Genomic DNA, 23,483 nt, shown 5'->3' on the forward strand with positions numbered 1-23,483 from the left:
GATGTAGTATGTGAGTGGAAAATGGATATGATACAGGAAGGACAATCAACGAATGCCGGCTATGGAAAGTTCATTCGAGTGAAAAGAAGGTGGAAACATGATTTGGACAATGGGACTAACGACGGACGATGAATTCATTTACGATTTTCCAGTACAGGAAATCTCCGGTCTCTCTTTACAATGGTACTGGGTCGATTTTGATCAGCCGGATGCGGAGGAAGCCTCCTTGCTTCAATCGTTATTTGCGTTCCATCCGTTGGCATTGGAAGATTGTTATGGGCGTATTCAGCGTCCGAAGCTGGATCACTATGAAGGCTATACATTTTTTGCTCTGCATTCCATCTGCCATGAAGATTTAATAGCGGAAGAAGTGGACCTGTTCTTAGGTGAAAATTTCATCATCTCTTTTCATTACACGCAATTACAGGAAATCGACAAGGCCAGAGAAGCAATTATGCAAGATTCTAGGAAGTGGGAACGGGGACATGTCCACGTCATGTATGAAATTATGGACAAAATCGTCGATCAATACTTTCCGATACTTTATAATATCGAGGATCATTTGGACGAAATTGAGGAAAAATTATCACCGACAACTGTCCAATTATCGATGGAATATGTATTTGAAGTACGTGGCGATCTGTTGCGTCTCCGGAGGACAATCTATCCGATGAGGGAGTTGTTGTACAGGATGCTCGAGTCGAAAAGGTTGGATTTCATTCCCCATGAGCATACGTATTTCTCGGACATTTACGATCATCTCATCCGATTGAGTGACATGATCGATTCAAACAGGCAGTTGACTTCAGATATACGTGATAGCCAACTGTCTATTAATTCCAACCAGATGAACAGCGTCATGATGACGCTGACGATCATATCTTCGGTCTTTATTCCGTTGACATTCATCGCAGGTGTGTATGGCATGAATTTTGATCGTATGCCTGAACTCCATTTCCAGTACGGTTATCCTGTCGTACTTATCGTGATGCTCATTATAGGGATCGCGATGATCGGTTGGTTTACGTATAAAGGTTGGTTCAGAATCAATAAAACATAAAATAACCCTCTCTTATGGAGAAGGTTATTTTAGTGAAAAGGTTTGAGCAGCTTCATATTTTGGAGTTTTAGATGGATGAATCCTGAAGAGTGAAAATCCATCAACGTGAAATGGAATTGGTGTGCATGACTCATTTTGAATGGGATACTCTCCATTGATTTTGCGCTTTTTTGCAATCGTAATATGAGGAGTGAAGCGATTATCAGGTTCGATGCCCAGCTGATCAGCCCCGACCACTGCAACCGATTGCTGTAAAGCATCGAGCTCGTTCGATTGCTGGACGGACAAATAAACGACACGTGGACCTTTCGGAGATCCGAAGTAGGAAAGGCCGTTTATGTTCAGAGGGAAGCCGCTATGCTTGTCAGCTAGCACGGCAAGGCTTTCCTGCAAAGATAAGACTTTTTCCTCGGGAAGCGAGCCTATGAATAGCAATGTAATGTGCAAGTCATCCAAATGTGGGATGACTTTATAGGCGTTTGACAAACTGTATTTTCCAGTATAGAGCTTAACAAGCTCATCGACTGACGCAGGAGCTTTGATTCCGATGAAATAGTGATGATGCATGAATTCTCCTCCTAATATCTATCTCGTCACCTATTGTAGCCTAAATCTTTTTTGATGAAACATGAGAGAAGTTCCCGATGGCTTTCTAAACAAAACGTTTTTATTATGTATAATGAAGTAAAGGGGGAGATAATCATGATCCGTACAATCATTTTCGATTTGGACGACACGCTATTATGGGATCAGAAAAGCATTGCGACAGCATTCGCTACTACTTGTCGATATGCGGCGAATAGTATTGATGTAAACGCATCGGAATTGGAGGCGGCGGTCCGCGAAGCCGCAAGGGAACTTTACGCTACCTATGATACATATGCATTCACTCAAATGATTGGGATTAACCCATTCGAAGGATTATGGGGCACATTCGATGACCCGGGTGAAGAATTTCAGAAGATGAAGGGAATTATACAAGAGTACCAGCAAGGTTCGTGGACGAAAGGGCTCGAGAAGCTCGGCATCGTTGACGGCGAGTTTGGTAAGGAACTTGCAGCACGATTCATAGAGGAGCGAAAGAAGTCGCCATTCGTTTACGATGAGACATTTTCAGTCCTGGATCAGTTAAAAGGCAAATATGAACTTGTCCTTTTGACAAACGGGTCCCCGTCGCTCCAACATACTAAATTGGAAATCACCCCGGAGATGGCCCCTTATTTCAGTAAGATAGTCATTTCGGGAGCTTTTGGCAAAGGGAAGCCGGATCCATCCATTTTCGAACATGTATTGGAGGAAACCGGAACCTCTTCAGAAGAGGCGCTAATGATCGGCGACAATTTAATGACAGACATTTTAGGCTCGTCAAAGGTAGGGATGCGTTCCGTCTGGATTAACCGTGAAGAGAAGCCGGAGAATCCGGACATTCAACCGACTTATGAAATACGCCATATGGAAGAGCTTTTTCCGATTTTGGATAAGTTAAGCAAAGAGTGAGTTCCCATGAGAGGGACTCACTCTTTTTTAGAAAGGATTCAACTCTTCTAATTATAGATCGATCGCTTTCACTTCATAAATATCTGCAAGCTGTGTCAAGTCGGCAATTTCCTCCTGCGCCACTTGATTGTCGACGGTGAGCATCATGATGGCATCCCCACCGACTGTCGAACGTCCGACTTGCATCGTTGCGATATTAATATCCTTCTGTGCCAATAACGTCCCGACTCGCCCGATTGCACCCGGCTGGTCTTTATGTTTAATGAAAAGCAAATGGCCTTCCGGCACGACATCGACCGCATAATCATCGACTTTGACAATGCGCGCTCCGAGACCGTTCAGCAAAGTGCCCGCCACGCGATGCGTAAATTTCGCTGTGACGATTTCCGCAGTGATCAAATGAAGGAATCCTTTTCCAGCCGTAGTCTTATGCTCATTCACTTTAATATCGAACCGCTCGGCTAAAAATTTTGCATTGACGTCATTGACATGGCTGCCGAGGTTGCGTTTTAAAATACCTTTCACTGTATTGCGGGTCAATGCGCGCACATCGTAGTTGGCCAGTTCTCCAGCGAATTTAATATTCACTTCTTCTATCGCTTCGTCGGTCATTCGGGACAGGAAAATCCCGAGCTTTTCAGCCAAGTCGAAGAATGGTGCGATTTTGGCCAACACTTCTTTCGGGACGGAAGGAAGGTTGACTGGATTTTGCACAGCTTCCCCTTCGAAGAAGTTCACGACGTCTAGGCTAACATCTACCGCTACGCTTTCCTGCGCTTCCACCGTGCTGGCTCCAAGATGCGGTGTTGCAATTACTTCAGGCAATGTAAGCAGCGGATGGTCGACAAAAGGTTCCGTCTCAAAAACATCAAGGGCCGCACCGGCTACTTTACCTGACACGATTGCCCCGTATAGTGCATCTTCGTCAATAATTCCTCCTCTAGCGCAGTTGATGATCTGTACGCCATCCTTCATTTTTGCGAAAGCCTCGTCATTTAATAAATGTTTCGTTTCTTTCAATAAAGGTGTATGAATCGTAATGAAATCTGCCGCTTTTAACACATCATCCACGGTCCCGAAACCGACTCCCATCTTTCGTGCTTTCTCCTCAGTCAGGAATGGGTCATATGCAATGATATTCATCCGTTGACCCTTCGCACGGGCAGCCACTTCCGCACCGATTCTTCCAAGGCCGATGACTCCGAGTGTCTTGTTTTTCAATTCGACGCCGATGAATGATTTGCGATCCCAGTTGCCGTTTTTCAATGAGTTGAACGCCTGCGGAATTTTTCTCGCCAATGCGGTCAACATCGCAATGGTGTGCTCTGCCGCGGAATTTGTATTGCCGTCAGGTGCATTGACGACGATGATGCCATGCTCCGTAGCGGCGTCCAAGTCGATATTATCCACTCCGACACCGGCACGTCCGATAATTTTCAAATTGCTCGCAGCTTCAATTACTTCCCGCGTCACTTGGGTCTGACTGCGGACAAGCAAAGCATCAAAGCCTTTGATCCTTTCAAGAAGCTCGTCTTTCGACAAATCGGTGGCAATCGTAATCTCAAACCCATCCGCTTGTCGCAATGGATAGATGCCTTCTTCGCTTAACGGGTCGGCAATCAATATATGATAAGTCATCGGTCATTCTCCCCTTTTTCCAAATAGATTCGTTGAGCTGCTGCCACACCTCGGCCGAGCTCGATATTTTTTCCGGATTTAATCAGACCAAGCTCGATCATGGCGAGGGTCTGGAGCACATCGGCAGGGGAGCAGTAGCCCATATGTCCGATACGGAAAATCTTCCCTTTCAAACGCTCTTGTCCGCCTGCAACCGAGAGTCCGAATTCCTTTTTGATCACTTTCCGGAATTCCTCTGCGTCAAAGTCTTCAGGCTGGATTGCGGTAACTGTATCAGATGCATCTTCATCATTCGTCAATAAAGGGATGTCGAGAGCCCGGAAAGCTTCACGCGTCATTTCCTTCATGAGGGTATGGCGGCCATATACATTCTCAAGCCCTTCCTCTTCCATCAAGGCTAGCGCTTGATCGAGCCCGAAAAGAAGGGATAGGGCAGGGGTGAAAGGTGTCGTATCATTTGCCAGATCCTTTCTATACTTCGCCAAATCCAAGTAGAAACCACGGTTCGGATTGGAATGAATGACATCCCATGCACGCTCGCTAACGGCAATGAACATCAGTCCAGCTGGCAGCATGAACGCTTTTTGAGATCCAGTCACCAGTATATCGATGCCCCAATCATCCATTCTCGTTTCCACGCCTCCGACACAGGAAACACCGTCCACAATGATAAGTGCATCGGATACTTCATTCACTGCTGCTGCCAATTCATGTATTGGATTCATGACGCCTGTCGATGTTTCGCAATATGTTGCAAAAACCGCCCTTACTTCCGGGAAACTTTGAAGATATTCCTTGATTTCAATAGGGGCAAAGGCTTTCCCCCACTCAACTTCATAAGTGTGTACGCGGATTCCGTACGCTTCACAAATCTTTACAAAACGGGCACCGAATGCACCGGTTACAATGACAAGCACCTCATCCAGCGGTTTCACAGCATTGACAACAGCTGCTTCCAGTCCGGAAGTTCCGCTTCCCGTAACGATCAATACGTCCTGTTCTGTTCCAAACACTTTTTTCAGACGTGGTTTGATGGAGCGGAGCAACTCTGACGTCTCCTGTCCTCGATGACCGATCATCGTTTGCGCCATCGCCCGTTGAACACTTGGCGGAATGGGAGTCGGTCCTGGAATTCGTAAATAATTTTGATCTTGCAACATGTCAATCTCCTCCTTGGAATATAAAAAAGCCTTCCGTCCCTTGCAACTATATGCAAGGGGCGAAAAGCTATAAGCTACGCGGTGCCACCCTTTTTCGCTGTCATGACGACAGCCTTCATTGCATGCATAACGGGCATGTTCCGGGTGAGCCTACTCGAAGTTTCAGTCCACCGATTCAGGAGTGCTGCCTTGCGTCAGAAACGCTGATTCGCACCAACCATCAGCTCTCTAAAGATTCCGTTCCGCAAAGCCTGTCTCCGTCCAGATCATTTATGAGTTATTTAATTATTGACAATCATAACATGTTGTTTTTGAATGTCAACCCATTATTCGTTAATTTTGAAATAAATGCTCCTGAATCCTTAACTCGAAGAGCTGAATTCAATGTAACGCGAACTATTCATAAGAGTTATTGAGAAACGTTCGTGAATATATGTTGCTCATAATGGCGCAATGTATTGAAGAGTAGATTTAGCATAACCAATAATAATAATAATAAAATGATTGCATTGTATATTACCAAACAATTTGAAAATGTCAATTGAAATTTAGTTATTGCTAATCTGATGTATAAAATAACACAGTCTTCACATCATAATTGCAGTACCATAATCATCAATGGAAAAGTTTAAGAAAAGAGGGAGAAAAATTGGGCATTTTAAGTGGAAATCCGAAAGAAGAACCAATGCACTATGGTGAAGTCCTCGGTTGCTGGGCATATGCAGGCGCGAACAAAGGGTTAATTAGCGGATATCAGGGTTTCATCAACCATGCAGGCGATGAGGACCTGATCGAGCTTCTGAAAGACGCGGTTGAAATGATGAAGGAAGAAAATAAGGCAGTCGAGAAAGTCCTTAAAGAGAACGGAGTGACGCCTCCTCCGACATTGCCTGATCGAGCAGTTGCAAAAGCCGAAGACATTCCAGTTGGCGCGCGTTACATGGATCCGGAAATCAGTGGAGCCGTTTCTATAAACGTCGGACAAGGTCTTGTATCATGCAGTCAAGTGATCGGCCAATGCCTTAGAGAAGACATTGCAATGATGTTCAGTAAATTTCATGCAGACCGACTATTGTTTGGAATGAGATTACTTCGTCTGAACAAGGAAAAAGGTTGGATCATCCCACCTCCGATGCATGGTGCAGCATTCCCGAATAGTAAATGAGATGGAGCAGCTGAAATTACTCAGCTGCTTTTATTTATGCTCACTTTTCTGAAGAATATGGTAAAATGTCAATTGTAAGATAGTGAAGGGGGATATGTCGTGGTTTTATTTACAAGAAAAGAGAATATAGTTGAAAATTTCCATGGAACTGAAATCCGAGATCCATACAGATGGCTTGAAAATCCGGAAGACCCCGAAGTTAATCAGTGGGTTGATGAACAAAACAAACAGACGCAGGATTTCCTCGCATCTTACTCGAATCGCCCAAAAGTGAAGAGTAAGCTGACGGAAACGTGGAACTATGCTAAGTATACTGTTCCTCAAAAAGAAGGGGATTATTTTTATTTCCATAAAAATGACGGTCTACAAAACCAAGCTGTCTTCTACCGTACAAAAGATCTTGATTCTAAGGAATTGGAAGTTGTCTTAGATCCGAATACGATGAATGATGAAGGGACCGCTGCTATAACAAATCTTTCATTCTCTAAAGACGGAAAGAGATTGGCATATGGTATTTCGGTCAATGGAAGTGACTGGCAGGAAATCAAAGTGCGGAACCTGGAGACTGGTAAAGACGAAGAGGATCTGATCCGTTTTTGTAAGTTCTCAAGCATCGCTTGGAATGAAGAAGGGACAGGCTTCTACTATAACCGTTTTCCCAATCCAGCGACTGTTTCACCCGAAGAACAAAGCTTTTACAATAAAGTGTTTTGGCACGAGGCAGGCACTAAGCAAGAAGATGATGTACTCGTTTATGAAGATCCCGACAACAAGGAATTCTCGTTTAACCCAATATTATCGGATGATTATCGTTATTTGATCCTGAATGTTTGGAAAGGCACCGAAAATAAAAGCCGAATTTATTATAAAGACCTAGAAGAAGATGGGGAATTTGTCTATCTGTTTGATAAGGGCGATGGAGAATATAATTTCATCGGCAATGAAGGGCGAACTTTCTATTTCCTAACAAATGTCGATGCACCACGCGAAAAAATCATCGCAGTCGACTTGGATAATTCATCGAAGGAAAATTGGATTGATATCATTTCGGAAAAAGACGATGTGTTGTTTTTCGGAAAAATGATTAACCGACGACTCGTGGTCGGCTATTTGCATAATGCACATCATGAACTGAAGATTTTCAGTTTGGATGGCAAGCATGAGAATGACGTCCAATTGCCGGGATATATTTCATTGACCGGGTTGACAGGAAAGAAAGAGGAAGATTGGATGTTCGTCAGTTATACGTCCTATTTGTCGCCGAGTGCAGTGGCTAGCTATGATTTCGGACAAGGCGAACTGACCGGAGTGTTTCAGGATGAGGACAAATTCGACACAGAAGGATTCAAGACATCTCAAATCTTTTATTCATCGAAGGACGGGACAAAGATCCCGATGTTCCTTACCCATAAGAAGGACTTGGTCCTCAATGGCGAGAATCCGGTCCTTCTATATGGCTACGGCGGGTTCAATGTCAGTTTGACTCCATCCTTTTCACCTGCAGTACGCATGTGGATTGAGGAAGGCGGCGTCTATGCAGTTGCGAATTTGAGAGGCGGCGGCGAATTCGGGGAAGAGTGGTATAATGCAGGGACGCTTGGACGCAAACAAAATGTCTTTGATGATTTTTCGGCCGCTGGCGAATGGCTGATAGCAGAAGGTTATACGAAAACCGAAAAGCTCGCAATTATGGGAGGCAGCAATGGTGGCTTGCTTGTCGGGGCAAGCATTACCCAGCGTCCGGATTTGTTTGGAGCGGCAATTTGCCAAGTGCCGGTGACGGATATGCTCCGTTACCACAAGTTTACGGTAGGACGCTATTGGGTGACGGACTATGGAAACGCAGAAAAAAATGCCGATGATTTTGCTTACATGATCAAATATTCACCGCTCCATAATGTTAAGGAAGGTGTTAAGTACCCGCCGACCTTAATTACGACGGCTGATACGGACGATCGTGTCGTTCCAGCGCATGCGTTAAAATTCGCGGCAACTTTGCAGGCTGCTTATACAGAAGGAGACCATCCAATTCTACTCCGTGTGGAAAAGAATGCAGGACACGGTCTCGGTAAGCCGACTGTAAAAATTATCGAAGAACAAACCGATGTCTATTCTTTTCTCTTCAAAATATTGGACGTTCAATTGTAAAAAGGGAGGCTGTCTCAAAATCGAGACAGCCTCTTCCTATTTTTGACGTTCCCAGTTGCGGAGGGCAGGGTATGGATCGAAGGCCCATTCAACCCGTCCGTTGTATTTATATACTCCATAATGGAGATGGGGAGGGAATTTACCGGATGTCCCTTCTTTTCCGTATCCTGTGCTGCCGACAAAGCCGAGAAGAGTCCCGGGTTCAACGATATCGCCTTCTTTAATACCTTTATCAAAATACGCCAAATGGGCAAAGTAATGATACGTGTTATGGTTGTCACGTATACCGATGCGCCAACCTCCGTATTCGTTCCATCCCATCACTTCGATGACGCCGTAAGAAGTGGCGATAACTGGAACACCATATCCGGCAAAAATGTCCGTACCTTCATGAATCCGGCGTCCGCCCCATCCGCGACTTGACCCCCATGTGCCACGATAAGAATAATTGTGTCCTTTCGGAATTGGAAATACGTGCTTATCCAATTCAACAGTCTCAAAATGCCTGTACAGTTTGGCGATTGTTACAATCTGATTGACCGTTGCTTCCCGTTTATAATAATGCCATAAAGCCGCCTTGAAATCGTCTTCATCGGGACCGTATATAGCCAGGTGAGAAGACATCGTCAATAGCACGTCCATTGGATCGGATTTGTCTGCTGCGCCATCCCCATTCCCGTCCGTTCCGTACCCGCCAAAAAACGCAATCGTGTTCGGAGAATTGTCGGCTATGTCTGGATTTAATACACCAAACCAATGCTCAGGAGGAAAGTGAATGGAAATCGGTCCGTCCGTTTTCGGAAGGTCGTTACGAACTTGCTGGATGTTTCGTTCATATTGATCGATCGCAGCAAGGTAGTACCATGGAACAAGTTCATTTGCAAATTGCAAATAATAACCCATACGCTCCTCCATAAGCTCCTTTTCGGTCCGTTGATCGGAGGCGGAGGCGATGTTGAGAGGAAGACAAAGACAGATCATTGCACAGAAAAAAGCAATCATATGATGGATACGCAAGTGGAAACCTCCTTTGTTGAATGATTAGAATTGCCCGATAGGGCGATTTCATGATTGTTTGTTGCAATTTCATTGGTCGTCATATGATGGATTTCTTTTTGAGTGATATACTCAAGAAGATGAAAAGAGAAGGGGAGAGGACGAATATGGAAAAACTTCAATCGATTGAGCAGTTTGAGCAGTTGAAAAATGAGGAACGGACAATGTTCATGTTTTCGGCGGATTGGTGCCCGGATTGTAGGGTGATCGAGCCGTTCTTGCCTGCTCTAGAGGCGGATTATCCGGAGTATGAGTTTATTTATGTGGACCGTGATGATTTTATTGATGTTTGTCAGCAATTGGATGTGTTTGGAATACCGAGCTTCATCGCATTTCATAATGGTGAAGAGGTCGGGCGTTTTGTAAGCAAGGACCGCAAGACGAAGGAAGAGATCGAGGCGTTCATTAACGGTTTGGATGCATGAAAAAAGAGATATCGCTAATCCTAGAAGGGATGGCGATGTCTCTTTTTATTTTACAATGGGGCCGGATTTCCGCTACAGGCGGACGCTTTCCAATCGAACAGCGAAGGGTTCGATTTGCCGTATTTCTGCGCCGTTTGCAGAAATTAAGGCAGCGTACGTATCCTGCTCGCAACGCTTCGCTTTTGCTCGCAAACGCCGTTCTTCGTGACGGCGTTCGCAGGAGTCGCCGCCTTTCGCTACAATCCTTCTCCTCCCTGTATTTTTATTTAAAAGATAATAAAAAGGAATGCATTTTTTCCGGGTAGTCGGTGAAGATGGCTTGGACTCCGGCTTGTTTTAGTGTTTTTGCGTATGTTTCGTCGTTGACGGTGAATGTTCGGACCGGCATGCCGCTGCTGATCACTTCGGCGATGGATGGGCGGAAGGCTGCAGGGAAGAGGATGTGAAGGGCATCTGCCGGGATTTTGTGTAGATAGTCCAACGGGTGGACGAGTACTTCCATGAAAAGTGCTGCCGTTTCGATGTGAGGGTTGAGCTGCTTAACAGATTGGATGGCGGCGTGATCGAATGACGAAATAATAACGCGAGATTCCATGCGCCTTGCCTCAATTAAATCTAGCACTTTTTCGACCATTCCTTCGTAAGGGAAAATATCCGATTTCAATTCGATGTTCAGTTTATGGTCAGTTGAATCAAATACATCGAGGACTTCTGGCAGTGTCGGTATTGTCGCCCCTTGGAATTCGGATGAGAACCAGCTTCCGAAATCATGATTCTTCAAATCAGCTATAGACATATCTTTCACATAACCTGTGCCGTCTGACGTGCGGTCGATCAATTCATCATGGATGACGACAAGTTCGCCATCTGCTGTCATATGTACATCAAATTCAACGCCGAAAACCGGAAGACGTGCTGCTTCCTTGAATGCAGCGATTGTGTTTTCCGGATAGTTTCCCGAAGCGCCCCTATGCGCAAAAATTTCCATTTAGCTTCCTCCGGTTCGCTTGGTAATCTTTTGCTCTCAGTAAAGGGCTACGGTACCTTACCGTCGCCCTTTTGGAAATGGTTATTTCCAAGTCTTATTCGATTCAATTTCTTTTTTTAGGATTTCTGCACCTTTAGGACTGATATACATGCCGTTCGAAAGTTTTGTGTTGTCGGGAGTGATTTCTCCGGTTACGATGCACGCTGCATCCACTACATACTTCCGCAGGATGATCATATCGTCATCAACGAATATCTCCATTGGTGCGCCTTTGTCGAGTTTCAACGTACTTCTTAATTCCTTCGGGATTACAATCCGGCCAAGATGGTCAACTTTTCTGACAATACCTAAGCTTCGCATTTTATCCTCCCTAACTTTATGTTTTATTGTAAATATACCTACAATTATACCAGTAAATTAAGAAATTACAAAAATATGAATATACTATCTTTCTGTCTCCTATTGTTTCTATTCCTCTTATCCTCGCTTTGAAACGTTCCTGATTAGGATTTTTTCTGATAGAATAGGTAAGTCTTTTAAGAAAGGGGAACTACTCATGTCATTCATCAAGAAGAGACCGGTCGTTTTCGACTATGTTCAAATCATTGTAGGGGCGTCATTGATCGGGCTTTCATTCAATATATTTTTATTGCCATCCCGTATAGCTGCTGGGGGAATTTCAGGCGTCAGTACGATTTTATATGAATTATTCGGATATAATCCTGCATACGTCCAATGGTTGATCAATATCCCACTTATCGCGTTGGGATTGTTGCTTGCAGGGAAGGAATTTAGTGCGAAAACGGTCGTCGGTACTTTTTTCGTCCCATTCGTCATCTATTTGACGAGCGGACTCCAATTATCCGTCGATACTCCGCTTCTCAGTTCAATATATGGGGGAATTATGCTCGGTATCGGGTTAGGTATCGTTTACAGGGGGAATGGATCGACAGGCGGAACGGCCTTGATCGCCCAGCTTCTAAAAAAGTATACAGGCATATCAAGCGGCTTTTCACAATTGATTGTCGATGGGATTGTCGTTGTCACTTCAGCTTTCGTCTTTAATTTTGAACTCGCCTTATATGCGCTCATGTCAATTTATGTTACGAGCAAGGTGATTGATTTCGTCCAGCTCCAAACATCACCGACCAAGCTAGTCCTTATCATTACCGACCATGAAGAGAAAATCCAATCGGTCATCCAAAATGAAATTGACAGAGGATTGACGAAAGTGAAATCGACAGGAGGCTATTCAAACAACGAAAAAACAATGATTCTTTGCGTTGTCGAACAGTCGGAGGCTGTCTATTTGAAGAAATTGCTTCAAACCGCTGAACCCTCGTCATTTGTCATTTTCCTCAATGCTTCCGAGATATTGGGGCTCGGTTTTTCAAAAGCAAAAGTGCATCGTTGAAACAAATCAGTATACAATTCCCCTAATGATGATATAATAGTCACAATTGAATAATTCTTATCAAGAGAAGCTGAGGGATTTGGCCCGTTGAAGCTTCAGCAACCTCTGCAATTGCAGGAAGGTGCTACCTCCAACAAGATGCAAATCTTGAGAGATAAGAACGGAGAAACAGATGTAAATCCTCGTTCCTATCTTTGGGAGCGGGGTTTTTTATTTAATAAAGGGGGAGCAACAATGCCAATCAATATACCTGAGCAATTACCGGCACGGGAGCTGTTGAAAGAAGAAAAGATTTTCGTCATGGATGAACGAAGGGCGACTACACAAGATATCCGTCCGTTAAATATCCTCATCTTGAATTTAATGCCGGAAAAAGAAAAGACGGAACTTCAATTACTTCGTCTGCTCGGCAATACGCCATTGCAAGTGAATGTTTCATTCTTAAATACAGCGACGTATGAATCGAAAAACGTAAGTAAAAATCATTTGGATTCTTTTTACACGACATTCGACCATGTTAAAAATCGCCGTTATGACGGGCTGATTATTACGGGAGCCCCGATCGAGCATCTTCAGTTTGAAGATGTCGCCTATTGGGATGAGTTGAAACAAATTATGGACTGGTCGACGACAAATGTCACTTCAGTATTGCATATTTGTTGGGGAGCGCAAGCTGCTCTGTATCATCATTACGGAATCGACAAATTTGAGTTGCCGAAAAAGCTATCCGGCGTCTATAGTCATCAGTTGACCGATCCGACAATTGAGCTGGCTCGTGGTTTTAACGATCTATTCAACGCGCCCCATTCACGGTATACGTCAGTATCAATCGAAGAAATTGAACAGGACCCGCGACTTCAATTATTAGCGGTATCGGAAGAGGCAGGCGCATTCATCGTCCTTTCTAAAGACGGCAAACATATTATGATTACCGGCCATTTGGAATATGACGCGTGCACGCTCGCTGAAGAATACGAACGGGACTTGAAGAAAGGGATTGGCATCGACATGCCGGAAAACTATTTTCCGGATGATGATCCGAAAAAGCAACCATTGAACACATGGCGCTCACATACTCATCTTCTTTTCTCAAACTGGCTGAATTATTACGTCTACCAGGAAACACCGTACGAATGGGCATGAATAATCCAAACCGAACAAGCAAAGAGGGGATGATCGACATCCCTTCTCTGCTTGTTTTTTTCTATGTATATTGTCACAGTTCAATCACACACTAGCCTAAGCGGAGGTGTGAACTAAGATGATGGATGCAATTGCGAAGATGGATTTTTGGGAAATGATGCTTAGAACGACTTTTGCTTTTATTATTCTTATGATACTCGCCAGATTTATGGGGAAAAAGCAGATTTCACAGCTTACTTTTTTCCATTATGTAACGGGAATTACAATCGGCTCTATTGCAGCTGAGATTTCCGCACAATCGGAAACTCCATTTCTAAACGGTGCAGTTGCAATGATTTGGTGGGCTATATTAACCGTATTTGTAAACTTTTTAACCGTAAAGTCTAAAAAAGCGAGAATTTTATTCGATGATCAACCGACCATCATTATTCACAGAGGCAAAATAAGTGAACAAGGGATGAAGAAGGCACGTCTAACATTGAACGATATGAACATGATGCTCCGGGAGCAAAGCATTTTCTCTGTTGCAGACGTGAATTATGCGATTCTCGAAACGAATGGTCAATTGAGCGTCATGAAAAAAGCGGCTCAAGAGACTGCAACGCGAAAAGATGTGAAAGCACCAGGCAATGAGCCAAAATATATTCCTACAGAAATCATTTCTGATGGAAAGTTAATCAAAGAAAACTTGACTGAACTCAAGCTGACAGAAGAATGGGTATATGAGCAGCTGGAGAAAAACGGGTTCAGTAAAGTGGAACAAGTCTATTACGCAGAAATCCTAAAAGACGGCACTCTCCATATCGACCAACGCACCGAAGAAAAATAAATCGTTACGACTTTAGCGTGGGGGCGAAGACTTTTATTGCCCCCGAATCTAATCATACAAACCCTCAAAACCCCCTAGTGACATATTTTTATGTTATAATGAATGACAGTCAGTCATTGCGGAGGGGAATTGATCATTGGATAAAAAAGAAAGAATCGTCCGGGCGGCCATTGATGTTTTTCGTAAGCAAGGAATCGAGAAAACTAAAATATCTGATATCGTGAAAGTGGCGGGAATTGCTCAGGGGACATTCTATTTATATTTTCCATCAAAGCTTTCATTAATGCCGGCAATTGCGGAAGTGATGGTCGCAAAAACTTTGGAAATTGTCACGGATAAGGTATCGGATGATGCACCATTTCCAAAGCGGATGGATCAGCTCGTCGACGCCATTTTTGAAGTGAGTGAAGAATATCATGAAATTCAAGCACTCATTTATTCGGGATTAGCTTCAACAGAACATTTGAAAGATTGGGAAACTGTATACGCACCGTTTTATAAGTGGGTAAGTGAAGGCCTTCAGCAAGCAATTGGCGAAGGGTCAATCCGGAATTCCATCAATCCCGATAGGACAGCTAGACTCGTCATCGGCCTAGTAGAATCGGCTGCCGAACAAATATATTTATATGATACCGACAAGGAAGATGAGGCGGTCATACAAAAAAATGAAGTGAAGAACTTCTTGAAGCATGCTTTGGCGATTAAATAGATTCGACTTGTTCCAGGATGTTAGCTAGGCTACTATACGTCTTGGAGCTCATACATATTAAAATGAATGACAGTCAGTCATTTAGTAAGGAGTAATTTGCAATGAACAAATCATGGTTATACGTCGCGCTGACAAGTTTTTTCGAATTGGTATGGATATTCGGTTTTAATGTCGCCGCTGTATGGTGGCATTGGATTCCAATCGTCTTTTTCATCTTTGTCGATTTTCACTTCTTGGCGAAAGCGTGTGAAAACCTTCCTACGGGCACAGTGTATGCCGTCTTTGCAGCTGTTGGAACAGTAGGGACGGCATTGATGGATGTTTTCCTATTCGGAGAAACTTTAGGAGTTGGTAAAATATTCTTCATCCTAATTTTAGTTGTGGGTGTAATCGGCTTGAAGATTGCTGACGGTGCGGACGAAAAGAAAGGATTTGTTAAGTGATGGGCTGGTTATTTGTATTCGCAGCAGCAATAAGCGAGTTTGTCGGAGTTGTCGGTTTGAATAAATATAGTAAACAGAAGACATTCATTAATACAATGCTTTTCGGGGGCGGCTTTGGAGCAGCATTCGCATTTCTCTATATGTCCTTCAACTATTTACAAGTGAGCACTGCATATGCTGTGTGGATAGGTGTCGGAACTGCGGGTGCTGTGCTTATCAATATGCTCTTTTTCGGAGAATCAAGAAGCGTTGGCCGTGTTGCCAGTTTGATTTTGATTGTTATCGGTGTTGTTGGATTGAAAGCTTTGTCTTAATGATAAAAGCAGCTAAGTAACTGTATAAGCAACTAAACAAAAAGGAGCCCCATTGTGAGCTCCTTTTTTACATTACAAGATTGTCCAATTTCTTTCCAAAGCAATGCGCTTTAACCTTTCCTCAGGTTTGACAGCAACCGGATTTCCGACGAGCTCAAGTACAGGGAGATCGGAATAGCTGTCCCCGTATGCAAAGCTTTGTTCCCAATCGATTTGCTCTCCTTGCAACGCTTTCATGATCATTTCGGTCTTTCGCTTTCCTTGGATATGGTAAATTTCCGAATGGTGATCAAACGTGCCGTCTGCCGTAAACGGTATGTCGGTTCCAATTACCGTATTGAACACAATGCCGTCCGTCACAGCATGCAACAATGGCGTGTAAGCCCCTGAAACAAGCATTACATGCATCCCATCGCTAAGATGCTGTCGGACCCTCGCTACAACTTCCTCATTTAAATCCTGTTGCATGATTATCTTCATTTCATCAAAATAACGCTCAAGCTCTGTTTTGGATAAAGTATGTAACGCATTTGCATAGATTTGCATCGAGCGCTCCCGCATTTTCGCTTCAGGAACGACTTTTACTTTGTACCCAATGTAAATGGGCAGGATTTCACGAAAAAAACTCTTATATTTGGTGCTGTAAGTCGGATGGTGCTTTAAATGATCCATTAACAATTGAAAAGTCTCTTTCGCATATAATGTCCCGTCGAAATCGAATATCGCAACTTTCATTGAATAGTTCCCCCTATTTGTTCAAAGCATTTAGTAATGATGATACAGCGTTTGAAATTAAAGGGCAATTTGTGGATAATTGATGGAGAGAGTGAGGAGACTGGACATGCATAAAAATCAAAGGAAGAGAAGAGAAGATTCCTTTCTATTTTCAGTGAATGAAGAAGCGGAACTTTTGCAGTTTTTATTAGAAAACATGAAGAAGAACAGCCGTAACTCCGTCAAGTCAATATTGACGAGAGGACAAGTCTCCGTAGACGGCCGGACAGTGACAAAACATAATCATCCATTGCTCCCAGGACAAAAAGTAGAGATACTCGCAAATAAGGCTGCTTTGAATGAAAGCAAATTGACGGGCTTGGCCATCATCTACGAAGATGATTCGATTATCGTTATCGATAAGGAAGCAAGCCTCCTATCAATGGCTGCAAAAGATAAAAACGAAAGAACGGCATTCAGTGAAGTATCCGCGTATGTTAAAAGACAGGACCCACGACAGCGTGTCTTCATCGTCCATCGTCTCGACCGCGACACATCAGGTGTCCTATTGTTCGCGAAAAGTGAGCAAATAAAAATGACGTTGCAAGATAATTGGGATGAAATGGTGAAAGAAAGAATTTACACTGCATTGGTGGAAGGGAATGTCCGGAAAGAGTCAGGGACAATCAAATCGTGGCTAAAGGAAACGAGAACTTTCAAAGTCTATTCAAATCCGACAGACAACGGAGGTCAACTAGCAATTACCCATTACCGGAAAATAAGATCAAATCGTCAATATTCATTGCTTGAGGTCATGTTGGAGACGGGGCGAAAAAACCAAATCCGCGTTCATATGGAAGAAATCGGCCATCCCGTCGTCGGAGACAAAAAATACGGCTCAACGGTCAATCCAATCAAAAGACTCGGCCTACATGCAACGGCATTAACAATCGTTCACCCAGTAACAAAAGAAGTAATGAAATTCGAATCAGCAATACCCTCATCATTTATTAATAAATCGTTATAAGCGCAGTTGTGTTAACAGAGTACTTCGTTGATTGTAGCGAAAGGCGGCGACTCCTGCGGGAAAAGCGCGAGCTGAAAGCCCCGCAGGAACGCAGTGACGAGGAGATTGAAGCCGTGCCCGCGGAAAGCGTCCGCCTGTAGTGGAAATCAACATTGTAATATATCATTGCCTTATAAAAAGCTGCCCTGACATTGCGTCAAGGCAGCTTTTCTTTATTGAACCGTATTATTCGGCATGCCTGGTTGACCTACCGAAGAGGCGAACGCATTCAACATTGCTTGCATATCTTGTTGAGCAAGCTGTGGCACCTGATAATAATGGTGCTTGTTCTGATAAATCGAAAGCTCATACGCCATCTCGATACAGTTCGGAACCGAGTCCGCCAATACGCGTCTCACAACAGGATTTGTCACTTCAAGAGCGGCCATCGTTTTGGACGAAGCAGCAGTCTTCGCAGCGTCAAGAAGGAAGCCTGAAATAATTTCATCATTAATCTCATTCGCATTCTGAATCGGCTTCTTCGGCTGCGATTGCTTCATGCCATAGACGAAATCATTCCCCTGCTTCATTTTGTAGCTGCCTGTCGGATGGGATGGATCCTTGCCCGTTTTAAAACTTTCCACCGTAATATTATACTCATCCAACGTAAAACGGTATTGCCTGTCCAAAATATCAAGCAACTCGGAATCTTTTACGTGCGGCCGTAAAAGTATTGCCTGATTTAATGCTGCTATCGTGCCGGAAAGTACCTCATGTAGATCCAACACCTCATGTCCTCCGTGGTTCATCTGTGGCGGTACAGCCCCTGTATGCATATTTTGTTGCGTTTCACCGAATTGATTTTGCGTCAATATAGGTATCCTCCTTTTGTCAATGATTTTCAATCGAGAGTAGTATGGCTTCAATGAGAATCTGTATGCGTGTAAAAATTTCTAAATACGCATAATCACTGACTTTCTAAAATAGCATAGGATAAAGGACATTTTGTCAATGAAAGGCAGTGGATAAAATTGCAAATACATGTCGTGCAACAAGGACAAAGTCTTTACAGTATCGGGCAAGCATATGGCATTCCATATGAGGATATCGCTAGGGCGAATGAATTGACTGATCCTGCGCGAATCGTTGTTGGCCAAGCACTTGTCATTCCGATTACAGGCAGTTTTCACTTGGTCAGACCAGGTCAATCACTTTATAGCATTGCTCGATTATATGGCACAACGATTGAGGAGCTTGCGAGAATCAATCAAATCTCTCCGACTAGCATGTTACAGATAGGTCAACGATTGTATATACCGCAAATGACAAAGTCGATCATCGATGTATTCCTATATGTAGAGCCAAGGGCAGCGACAATCGAATCAACTGTCCAAGAAGTGAGGAACAGGGTAGAGGACTTGACGTATTTAGGGATGTTCAGCTATGAGGCGCAGAGGGATGGATCGTTGAAAGCTCCTCCCATTGATGATATCCCTGAAATAGCCGCGAGAGCGGGAGTTTTAAATGCAATGGCCGTCACCAACTTAGAAAATTTCGCTTTTAGCCCAGATCTTGCAAATTTCCTCTTTACAAACCAGACAGTACAAGACCGGTTATTCGAAAATATTGTCCAAACCGCTAACCGAATCGGCTACTCCGATATCCATTTCGATTTTGAATTCGTGAGACCGGAGGACAGGGAATTGTATAATACGTTCCTACGAAATGCCCGTGCACGGTTCCATCCGGCAGGATTAACACTATCGACCGCTTTGCCACCGAAAAATTCAGACGCTCCAACGGGGGTTTACGGAGGAATTGATTTTGCAGCGCACGGGGAAATTGCTGATTTCGTTACGTTAATGACATACGAATGGGGGTATTCCTATAGTGACCCGCAAGCCGTCAGTCCCTTGAACCAAGTACGCCGAGTCGTGGAATATGCAGTCAGTCAGATTCCATCGGAAAAGATTTTCCTTGGACAAAATTTATACGGCTATGATTGGACGTACCCATATCCGCCTGTAACAGGGGTTGCAGCAAGAGCGCTCAGTCCAAAACAAGCGACCAATTTGGCAATCAGCCGGAATGCGAATATCCAATTCGATACCGTTGCCCAAGCACCTTTCTTCCTCTATTGGGATAATAATGGTGTACGACACGACGTATGGTTTGAGGATGCACGCAGCATCCAAGCTAAATTCAATTTGATAAAGGAATTTAATTTGCGTGGAATAATGTATTGGAAGCTAGGATTAGCATTCCCTCAAAACTGGCTGCTACTCACCGACAACTTTATAGTCCGAAAACGATAATGTAAAACGAACCATATGTGCAAAGCTGCACATATGGTTCATTTGGTGAGCCGGCTATTATTCTTTTGAAATGTAGTTGATTGCGTTTTGGAAAAAGTCCACATCAGGATTGATCAACAGAGCAGGTAGGAATGCGAAAGCCATTAGAATGATTAGATTGGCTCCTATTACGGCGCGCAGCATTTTGCTAAATGTCAAAAAGCATCTCCTCTTTCTCTTTAAAGTTGTTTTCCAAATCGCAGGAATCTGGGCTTTGGATGTGCCTAATAATAATCTATGTTTAACTAGGTGGAAATGATTTTATTTTCGTACTACTAATTTCGACATCATTACTGAAAACGACATAAATTGCATTCTAACTATCCGTAAACTGAAAAAGTTGTTGTATATATTCATATTTTCAGTAATACTAAATAAAACGAAGAAACGATTTTGAAATATTAATTTACATGGAAGATTTATACACCACCCTTGTTTTCTTCGCTATTTTCAAGAAAGGATGAGGCAAATGACTAAAATGGATAACACCCGAGAAAACCGGAGCCGGGCGAATGATTATGTTCATGAAGTATATGAATTGGTAAGGAAGAGAAATCCGGATGAAAAGGAATTTTTGCAAGCGACGAGAGAAATATTTGATTCGCTTCGCCCGGTCTTTGCTAAGCATCCTGAATATATTCGGAATGGAATACTAGAGCGTATTACGGAGCCTGAACGGATCATTTCATTCCGTGTCGCCTGGGAGGATGACAAAGGAAAAGTGCATGTCAATCGGGGATACCGCGTGCAGTTCAATAGCGATCTCGGTCCATATAAAGGCGGCATACGCTTCCATCCTTCCGTGAATAATAGCATTATGAAATTCCTTGCATTTGAGCAGATTTTCAAAAACGCATTGACAGGGCAACCGATTGGGGCGGGGAAAGGCGGCTCTGATTTCGATCCGAAGGGGAAGTCCGAAAGGGAAATCATGCGCTTCACGCAAAGCTTCATGACTGAGTTAAGCAAATACATCGGACCCGATATTGACGTTCCAGCGGGTGACATTGGTGTCGGCAGACGGGAAATCGGCTATATGTTTGGCCATTATAACCGATTGAAGGGCGGCTACGAGGCGGGCGTCCTGACCGGGAAGGACCCGAATCATGGAGGCTCGTTAGGCCGAAAGGAAGCGACCGGTTACGGCACGGTCTACTTTGTCGAGGAGATGTTAAATGAAAACGGAAATTCCTTCAAAGATAGCACCGTCGTTGTATCGGGTTCCGGAAATGTATCGACGTACGCTATGGAAAAAGCTCAACAACTTGGGGCGAAAGTTGTTGCATGCAGTGATTCAACTGGATATATTTTCGATCGGAACGGCATCAATCTAGACACCGTGAAACGGTTGAAAGAAGTGGAAAATAAACGGATTTGGGAATATACGAAAGAGCATCCGGATGCTGAATACCATGAGGATTGCACACAGATTTGGTCCATTCCTTGCGACATCGCCCTGCCTTGCGCGACACAAAATGAAATCGATGAAATTGCAGCACATATGCTCATAGCAAACGGTCTGAAAGCGCTTGGAGAAGGCGCTAATATGCCGTGCAATATTGAAGCGATCAATATTTTCCTCGAGAATAACATCCTTTTTGCCCCCGCAAAAGCGGCAAATGCAGGCGGAGTGGCTGTTTCCGCTATGGAAATGTCGCAAAACAGCATGCGGCTCGCATGGACAGCAGAAGAAGTGGACATGCGCCTGAAAACGGTTATGGAAAACATCTATGCAAGCTGCAAGGACGCAGCCGAACGGTTCGGCAAACCCGGCAACCTCGTCATGGGCGCCAATATTGCAGGCTTCTTAAAAGTCGCAGACGCGATGGTTGCCCATGGAATTAGATAATGAACCGAAACGAAACTACCTTATTACTGGATGTAAGGTAGTTTTTTTATTACTAAAAAATATTTCTTCATTCAAATCTATTGATATTTAAAATTAGTGTGGTATTATAAAAATACATAAAGATGAATAAAGATACACAAACATGAATGAAGGAGGACGAAATAAATGGGAAATAAAAAAGTCGTTTTGGCATATTCAGGTGGTCTTGATACTTCGGTGGCGGTTCAATGGTTGACGGATAAAGGGTATGATGTAATTGCTTGTTGCTTGGATGTCGGGGAAGGGAAAGACTTGCACTTCATTCAACAGAAGGCATTGCAAGTCGGTGCGGTGAACAGCTACGTCATCGATGCAAAAGAGGAGTTTGCACAGGAATATGCATTGCTCGCATTGCAGGCGCGCACGTATTATGAAGAAAAGTATCCTCTCGTATCTGCGCTTTCACGTCCTTTGATTTCCAAAAAGCTTGTCGAAGTGGCGCATAAGGAAAATGCGACTGCGGTAGCGCATGGCTGTACAGGAAAAGGGAATGACCAAGTGCGTTTCGAAGTTGCAATCAAAGCGCTCGATCCAACGCTTGAAGTCATCGCACCCGTCCGTGAATGGAGCTGGTCACGTGAAGAGGAAATCGCTTATGCGAAAGAGAAGAGTATCCCGATTCCAATCGATCTCGATAGTCCTTACTCCATCGACCAAAATTTATGGGGCCGAAGCAATGAATGCGGCATCCTTGAAGATCCGTGGGCTGCTCCGCCTGAGGAAGCATTCGGTTTGACAGTGTCGATCGAAGATGCTCCAGATCAAGCAGATGTCATTGAAATTGAATTTGAAAAAGGTGTGCCTGTCAGCATTGACGGAAAACAGTACCCATTGAGTGAACTGATCTTGAAGTTGAATGAAGTTGCTGGAAAGCATGGGGTCGGAAGAATCGACCACGTCGAAAACCGTCTCGTCGGCATCAAATCCCGCGAAGTGTACGAATGTCCAGGTGCAGTGACATTACTGACGGCGCATAAGGAATTGGAAGACATTACGCTCGTCAAAGACGTCGCCCACTTCAAGCCGCTCGTTTCCCAGAAGCTCAGCGAACTGATCTATAACGGACTATGGTTCTCACCATTGCGAAATGCATTGGAAGCATTCGTAAAAGATACGCAGCAATACGTCAACGGTATTGTCCGTGTTAAATTATTCAAAGGGCATGCAATTGTAGAAGGCCGAAAATCATCCAACTCCCTCTACGATGAAAAACTGGCGACGTATACGTCTGATGACGAATTCGACCAATCTGCAGCTGTCGGCTTCATCCAACTTTGGGGACTTCCGACTGAAGTACACAGCACGGTGAATAAAAAACAAAAAGTGAAAAACTGATTGGCCATGCCTCCTGCAGGAACTAATTGCAGGAGGTTTTTACTGTCATATGCGGTTACTAGTCTGGAATCCCCATGCTTGCTAACTAGCTATAAATAATCAATTTATAATTTAAGGAACAATTATCCTTTTTTTATAGTAGAATTTCTATGAAGCATGAGATTACCAATCTTTGTTAGATATTTACGATAGGGAGG

24 protein-coding genes, 1 riboswitch and 1 other annotated feature are annotated in these 23,483 nt (G+C 43.8%); of the genes, 15 read left to right on the forward strand and 9 right to left on the reverse strand.

The window, feature by feature from the left end:
- Positions 1 to 97 precede the first annotated feature (97 nt).
- The gene (corA, locus tag NIT04_RS04980; protein WP_252502492.1) at positions 98 to 1,060 is read left to right on the forward strand and encodes a magnesium/cobalt transporter CorA; all 963 of its coding nucleotides are present in this window, start codon (positions 98 to 100) and stop codon (positions 1,058 to 1,060) included.
- Positions 1,061 to 1,084: 24 nt separating this feature from the next.
- On the opposite strand, the gene thpR is transcribed toward corA, so the two are convergent.
- Positions 1,085 to 1,627, reverse strand: coding sequence for an RNA 2',3'-cyclic phosphodiesterase (thpR, locus tag NIT04_RS04985; RefSeq protein ID WP_252502493.1), 543 nt, complete (start codon positions 1,625 to 1,627; stop codon positions 1,085 to 1,087).
- 135 nt (positions 1,628 to 1,762) lie between these two features.
- Between thpR and NIT04_RS04990 the strand changes: the two genes are divergently transcribed.
- Complete coding sequence (locus NIT04_RS04990) at positions 1,763 to 2,557, forward strand: HAD family hydrolase (protein WP_252502494.1); 795 nt, start codon at positions 1,763 to 1,765, stop codon at positions 2,555 to 2,557.
- 51 nt (positions 2,558 to 2,608) lie between these two features.
- On the opposite strand, the gene serA is transcribed toward NIT04_RS04990, so the two are convergent.
- Together serA and NIT04_RS05000 are read right to left on the reverse strand one after the other, a co-directional pair.
- Entirely contained in the window at positions 2,609 to 4,195 is a 1,587-nt protein-coding gene (serA, locus tag NIT04_RS04995; RefSeq protein WP_252502495.1) for a phosphoglycerate dehydrogenase, read from the reverse strand.
- Positions 4,192 to 5,355, reverse strand: coding sequence for an alanine--glyoxylate aminotransferase family protein (locus NIT04_RS05000; RefSeq protein ID WP_252502496.1), 1,164 nt, complete (start codon positions 5,353 to 5,355; stop codon positions 4,192 to 4,194). Before NIT04_RS05000 ends, serA begins: the two co-directional genes overlap by 4 nt.
- Positions 5,356 to 5,407: 52 nt before the next feature.
- Positions 5,408 to 5,628, reverse strand: a binding site (T-box leader).
- A gap of 376 nt (positions 5,629 to 6,004) precedes the next feature.
- On the opposite strand from NIT04_RS05000, the gene NIT04_RS05005 reads away from it, so the two are divergent.
- On the forward strand, positions 6,005 to 6,520 hold the full coding sequence (locus NIT04_RS05005; RefSeq protein ID WP_252502497.1) for a DUF3231 family protein: 516 nt from the start codon (positions 6,005 to 6,007) through the stop codon (positions 6,518 to 6,520).
- A 99-nt stretch (positions 6,521 to 6,619) separates the two neighbouring features.
- Positions 6,620 to 8,668, forward strand: a complete 2,049-nt coding sequence (locus tag NIT04_RS05010; protein ID WP_252502498.1) for a prolyl oligopeptidase family protein — start codon at positions 6,620 to 6,622, stop codon at positions 8,666 to 8,668.
- Positions 8,669 to 8,704: 36 nt separating this feature from the next.
- Here the strand turns inward: NIT04_RS05010 and NIT04_RS05015 are convergent, their stop codons facing one another.
- Positions 8,705 to 9,670 (reverse strand): M23 family metallopeptidase, encoded by a 966-nt coding sequence (locus NIT04_RS05015; RefSeq protein ID WP_371922520.1) that lies wholly within the window; start codon positions 9,668 to 9,670, stop codon positions 8,705 to 8,707.
- A gap of 134 nt (positions 9,671 to 9,804) precedes the next feature.
- Between NIT04_RS05015 and NIT04_RS05020 the strand changes: the two genes are divergently transcribed.
- Positions 9,805 to 10,149, forward strand: coding sequence for a thioredoxin family protein (locus tag NIT04_RS05020; RefSeq protein WP_256470593.1), 345 nt, complete (start codon positions 9,805 to 9,807; stop codon positions 10,147 to 10,149).
- Between the two features lie 262 nt (positions 10,150 to 10,411).
- Here NIT04_RS05020 and NIT04_RS05025 read toward each other — a convergent pair whose 3' ends face one another.
- A complete protein-coding gene (locus NIT04_RS05025) occupies positions 10,412 to 11,137 on the reverse strand; it encodes a glycerophosphodiester phosphodiesterase (protein ID WP_252502500.1) in 726 nt (241 codons plus the stop codon).
- Between the two features lie 81 nt (positions 11,138 to 11,218).
- Complete coding sequence (locus NIT04_RS05030; RefSeq protein WP_252502501.1) at positions 11,219 to 11,497, reverse strand: AbrB/MazE/SpoVT family DNA-binding domain-containing protein; 279 nt, start codon at positions 11,495 to 11,497, stop codon at positions 11,219 to 11,221.
- A 196-nt stretch (positions 11,498 to 11,693) separates the two neighbouring features.
- On the opposite strand from NIT04_RS05030, the gene NIT04_RS05035 reads away from it, so the two are divergent.
- The 6 genes from NIT04_RS05035 (at position 11,694) to NIT04_RS05060 (ending at position 15,989) form a co-directional block, all read left to right on the forward strand.
- Positions 11,694 to 12,551 carry a YitT family protein gene (locus NIT04_RS05035; protein WP_252502502.1) on the forward strand — a complete coding sequence of 286 codons (858 nt, stop codon included), beginning with the start codon at positions 11,694 to 11,696 and terminating at the stop codon, positions 12,549 to 12,551.
- Positions 12,552 to 12,605: 54 nt separating this feature from the next.
- Positions 12,606 to 12,712, forward strand: a riboswitch (SAM riboswitch).
- Between the two features lie 73 nt (positions 12,713 to 12,785).
- Complete coding sequence (gene metA / locus NIT04_RS05040) at positions 12,786 to 13,694, forward strand: homoserine O-succinyltransferase (RefSeq protein WP_252502503.1); 909 nt, start codon at positions 12,786 to 12,788, stop codon at positions 13,692 to 13,694.
- 121 nt (positions 13,695 to 13,815) lie between these two features.
- Positions 13,816 to 14,523 (forward strand): YetF domain-containing protein, encoded by a 708-nt coding sequence (locus tag NIT04_RS05045; RefSeq protein ID WP_371922521.1) that lies wholly within the window; start codon positions 13,816 to 13,818, stop codon positions 14,521 to 14,523.
- Positions 14,524 to 14,659: 136 nt separating this feature from the next.
- Complete coding sequence (locus tag NIT04_RS05050; protein WP_252502505.1) at positions 14,660 to 15,232, forward strand: TetR family transcriptional regulator; 573 nt, start codon at positions 14,660 to 14,662, stop codon at positions 15,230 to 15,232.
- A gap of 101 nt (positions 15,233 to 15,333) precedes the next feature.
- Positions 15,334 to 15,675: a multidrug efflux SMR transporter gene (locus tag NIT04_RS05055; RefSeq protein ID WP_252502506.1), complete on the forward strand. Its 342-nt coding sequence runs from the start codon at positions 15,334 to 15,336 to the stop codon at positions 15,673 to 15,675.
- Positions 15,675 to 15,989: a multidrug efflux SMR transporter gene (locus NIT04_RS05060; RefSeq protein WP_252502507.1), complete on the forward strand. Its 315-nt coding sequence runs from the start codon at positions 15,675 to 15,677 to the stop codon at positions 15,987 to 15,989. The genes NIT04_RS05055 and NIT04_RS05060 overlap by 1 nt, the downstream gene beginning before the upstream one ends.
- Positions 15,990 to 16,061: 72 nt before the next feature.
- Here the strand turns inward: NIT04_RS05060 and NIT04_RS05065 are convergent, their stop codons facing one another.
- A complete protein-coding gene (locus tag NIT04_RS05065) occupies positions 16,062 to 16,724 on the reverse strand; it encodes an HAD family phosphatase (RefSeq protein ID WP_252502508.1) in 663 nt (220 codons plus the stop codon).
- 106 nt (positions 16,725 to 16,830) lie between these two features.
- On the opposite strand from NIT04_RS05065, the gene NIT04_RS05070 reads away from it, so the two are divergent.
- A complete protein-coding gene (locus tag NIT04_RS05070; RefSeq protein WP_252502509.1) occupies positions 16,831 to 17,730 on the forward strand; it encodes an RluA family pseudouridine synthase in 900 nt (299 codons plus the stop codon).
- A 212-nt stretch (positions 17,731 to 17,942) separates the two neighbouring features.
- Here NIT04_RS05070 and NIT04_RS05075 read toward each other — a convergent pair whose 3' ends face one another.
- Positions 17,943 to 18,581 carry a spore coat protein gene (locus tag NIT04_RS05075; RefSeq protein WP_252502510.1) on the reverse strand — a complete coding sequence of 213 codons (639 nt, stop codon included), beginning with the start codon at positions 18,579 to 18,581 and terminating at the stop codon, positions 17,943 to 17,945.
- Positions 18,582 to 18,740: 159 nt separating this feature from the next.
- Between NIT04_RS05075 and NIT04_RS05080 the strand changes: the two genes are divergently transcribed.
- Positions 18,741 to 20,024, forward strand: coding sequence for a LysM peptidoglycan-binding domain-containing protein (locus tag NIT04_RS05080; RefSeq protein WP_252502511.1), 1,284 nt, complete (start codon positions 18,741 to 18,743; stop codon positions 20,022 to 20,024).
- A gap of 57 nt (positions 20,025 to 20,081) precedes the next feature.
- Here the strand turns inward: NIT04_RS05080 and NIT04_RS05085 are convergent, their stop codons facing one another.
- The gene (locus tag NIT04_RS05085) at positions 20,082 to 20,222 is read right to left on the reverse strand and encodes a hypothetical protein (protein ID WP_252502512.1); all 141 of its coding nucleotides are present in this window, start codon (positions 20,220 to 20,222) and stop codon (positions 20,082 to 20,084) included.
- A 310-nt stretch (positions 20,223 to 20,532) separates the two neighbouring features.
- On the opposite strand from NIT04_RS05085, the gene gdhA reads away from it, so the two are divergent.
- Both gdhA and NIT04_RS05095 read left to right on the forward strand, forming a co-directional pair.
- Positions 20,533 to 21,912 (forward strand): NADP-specific glutamate dehydrogenase, encoded by a 1,380-nt coding sequence (gene gdhA / locus NIT04_RS05090; protein WP_252502513.1) that lies wholly within the window; start codon positions 20,533 to 20,535, stop codon positions 21,910 to 21,912.
- A gap of 165 nt (positions 21,913 to 22,077) precedes the next feature.
- A complete protein-coding gene (locus tag NIT04_RS05095) occupies positions 22,078 to 23,286 on the forward strand; it encodes an argininosuccinate synthase (protein ID WP_252502514.1) in 1,209 nt (402 codons plus the stop codon).
- The last annotated feature ends 197 nt before the right edge of the window (positions 23,287 to 23,483 follow it).

It is taken from the genome of Sporosarcina sp. Marseille-Q4943, from assembly GCF_943736995.1.
Taxonomy (GTDB): domain Bacteria; phylum Bacillota; class Bacilli; order Bacillales_A; family Planococcaceae; genus Sporosarcina.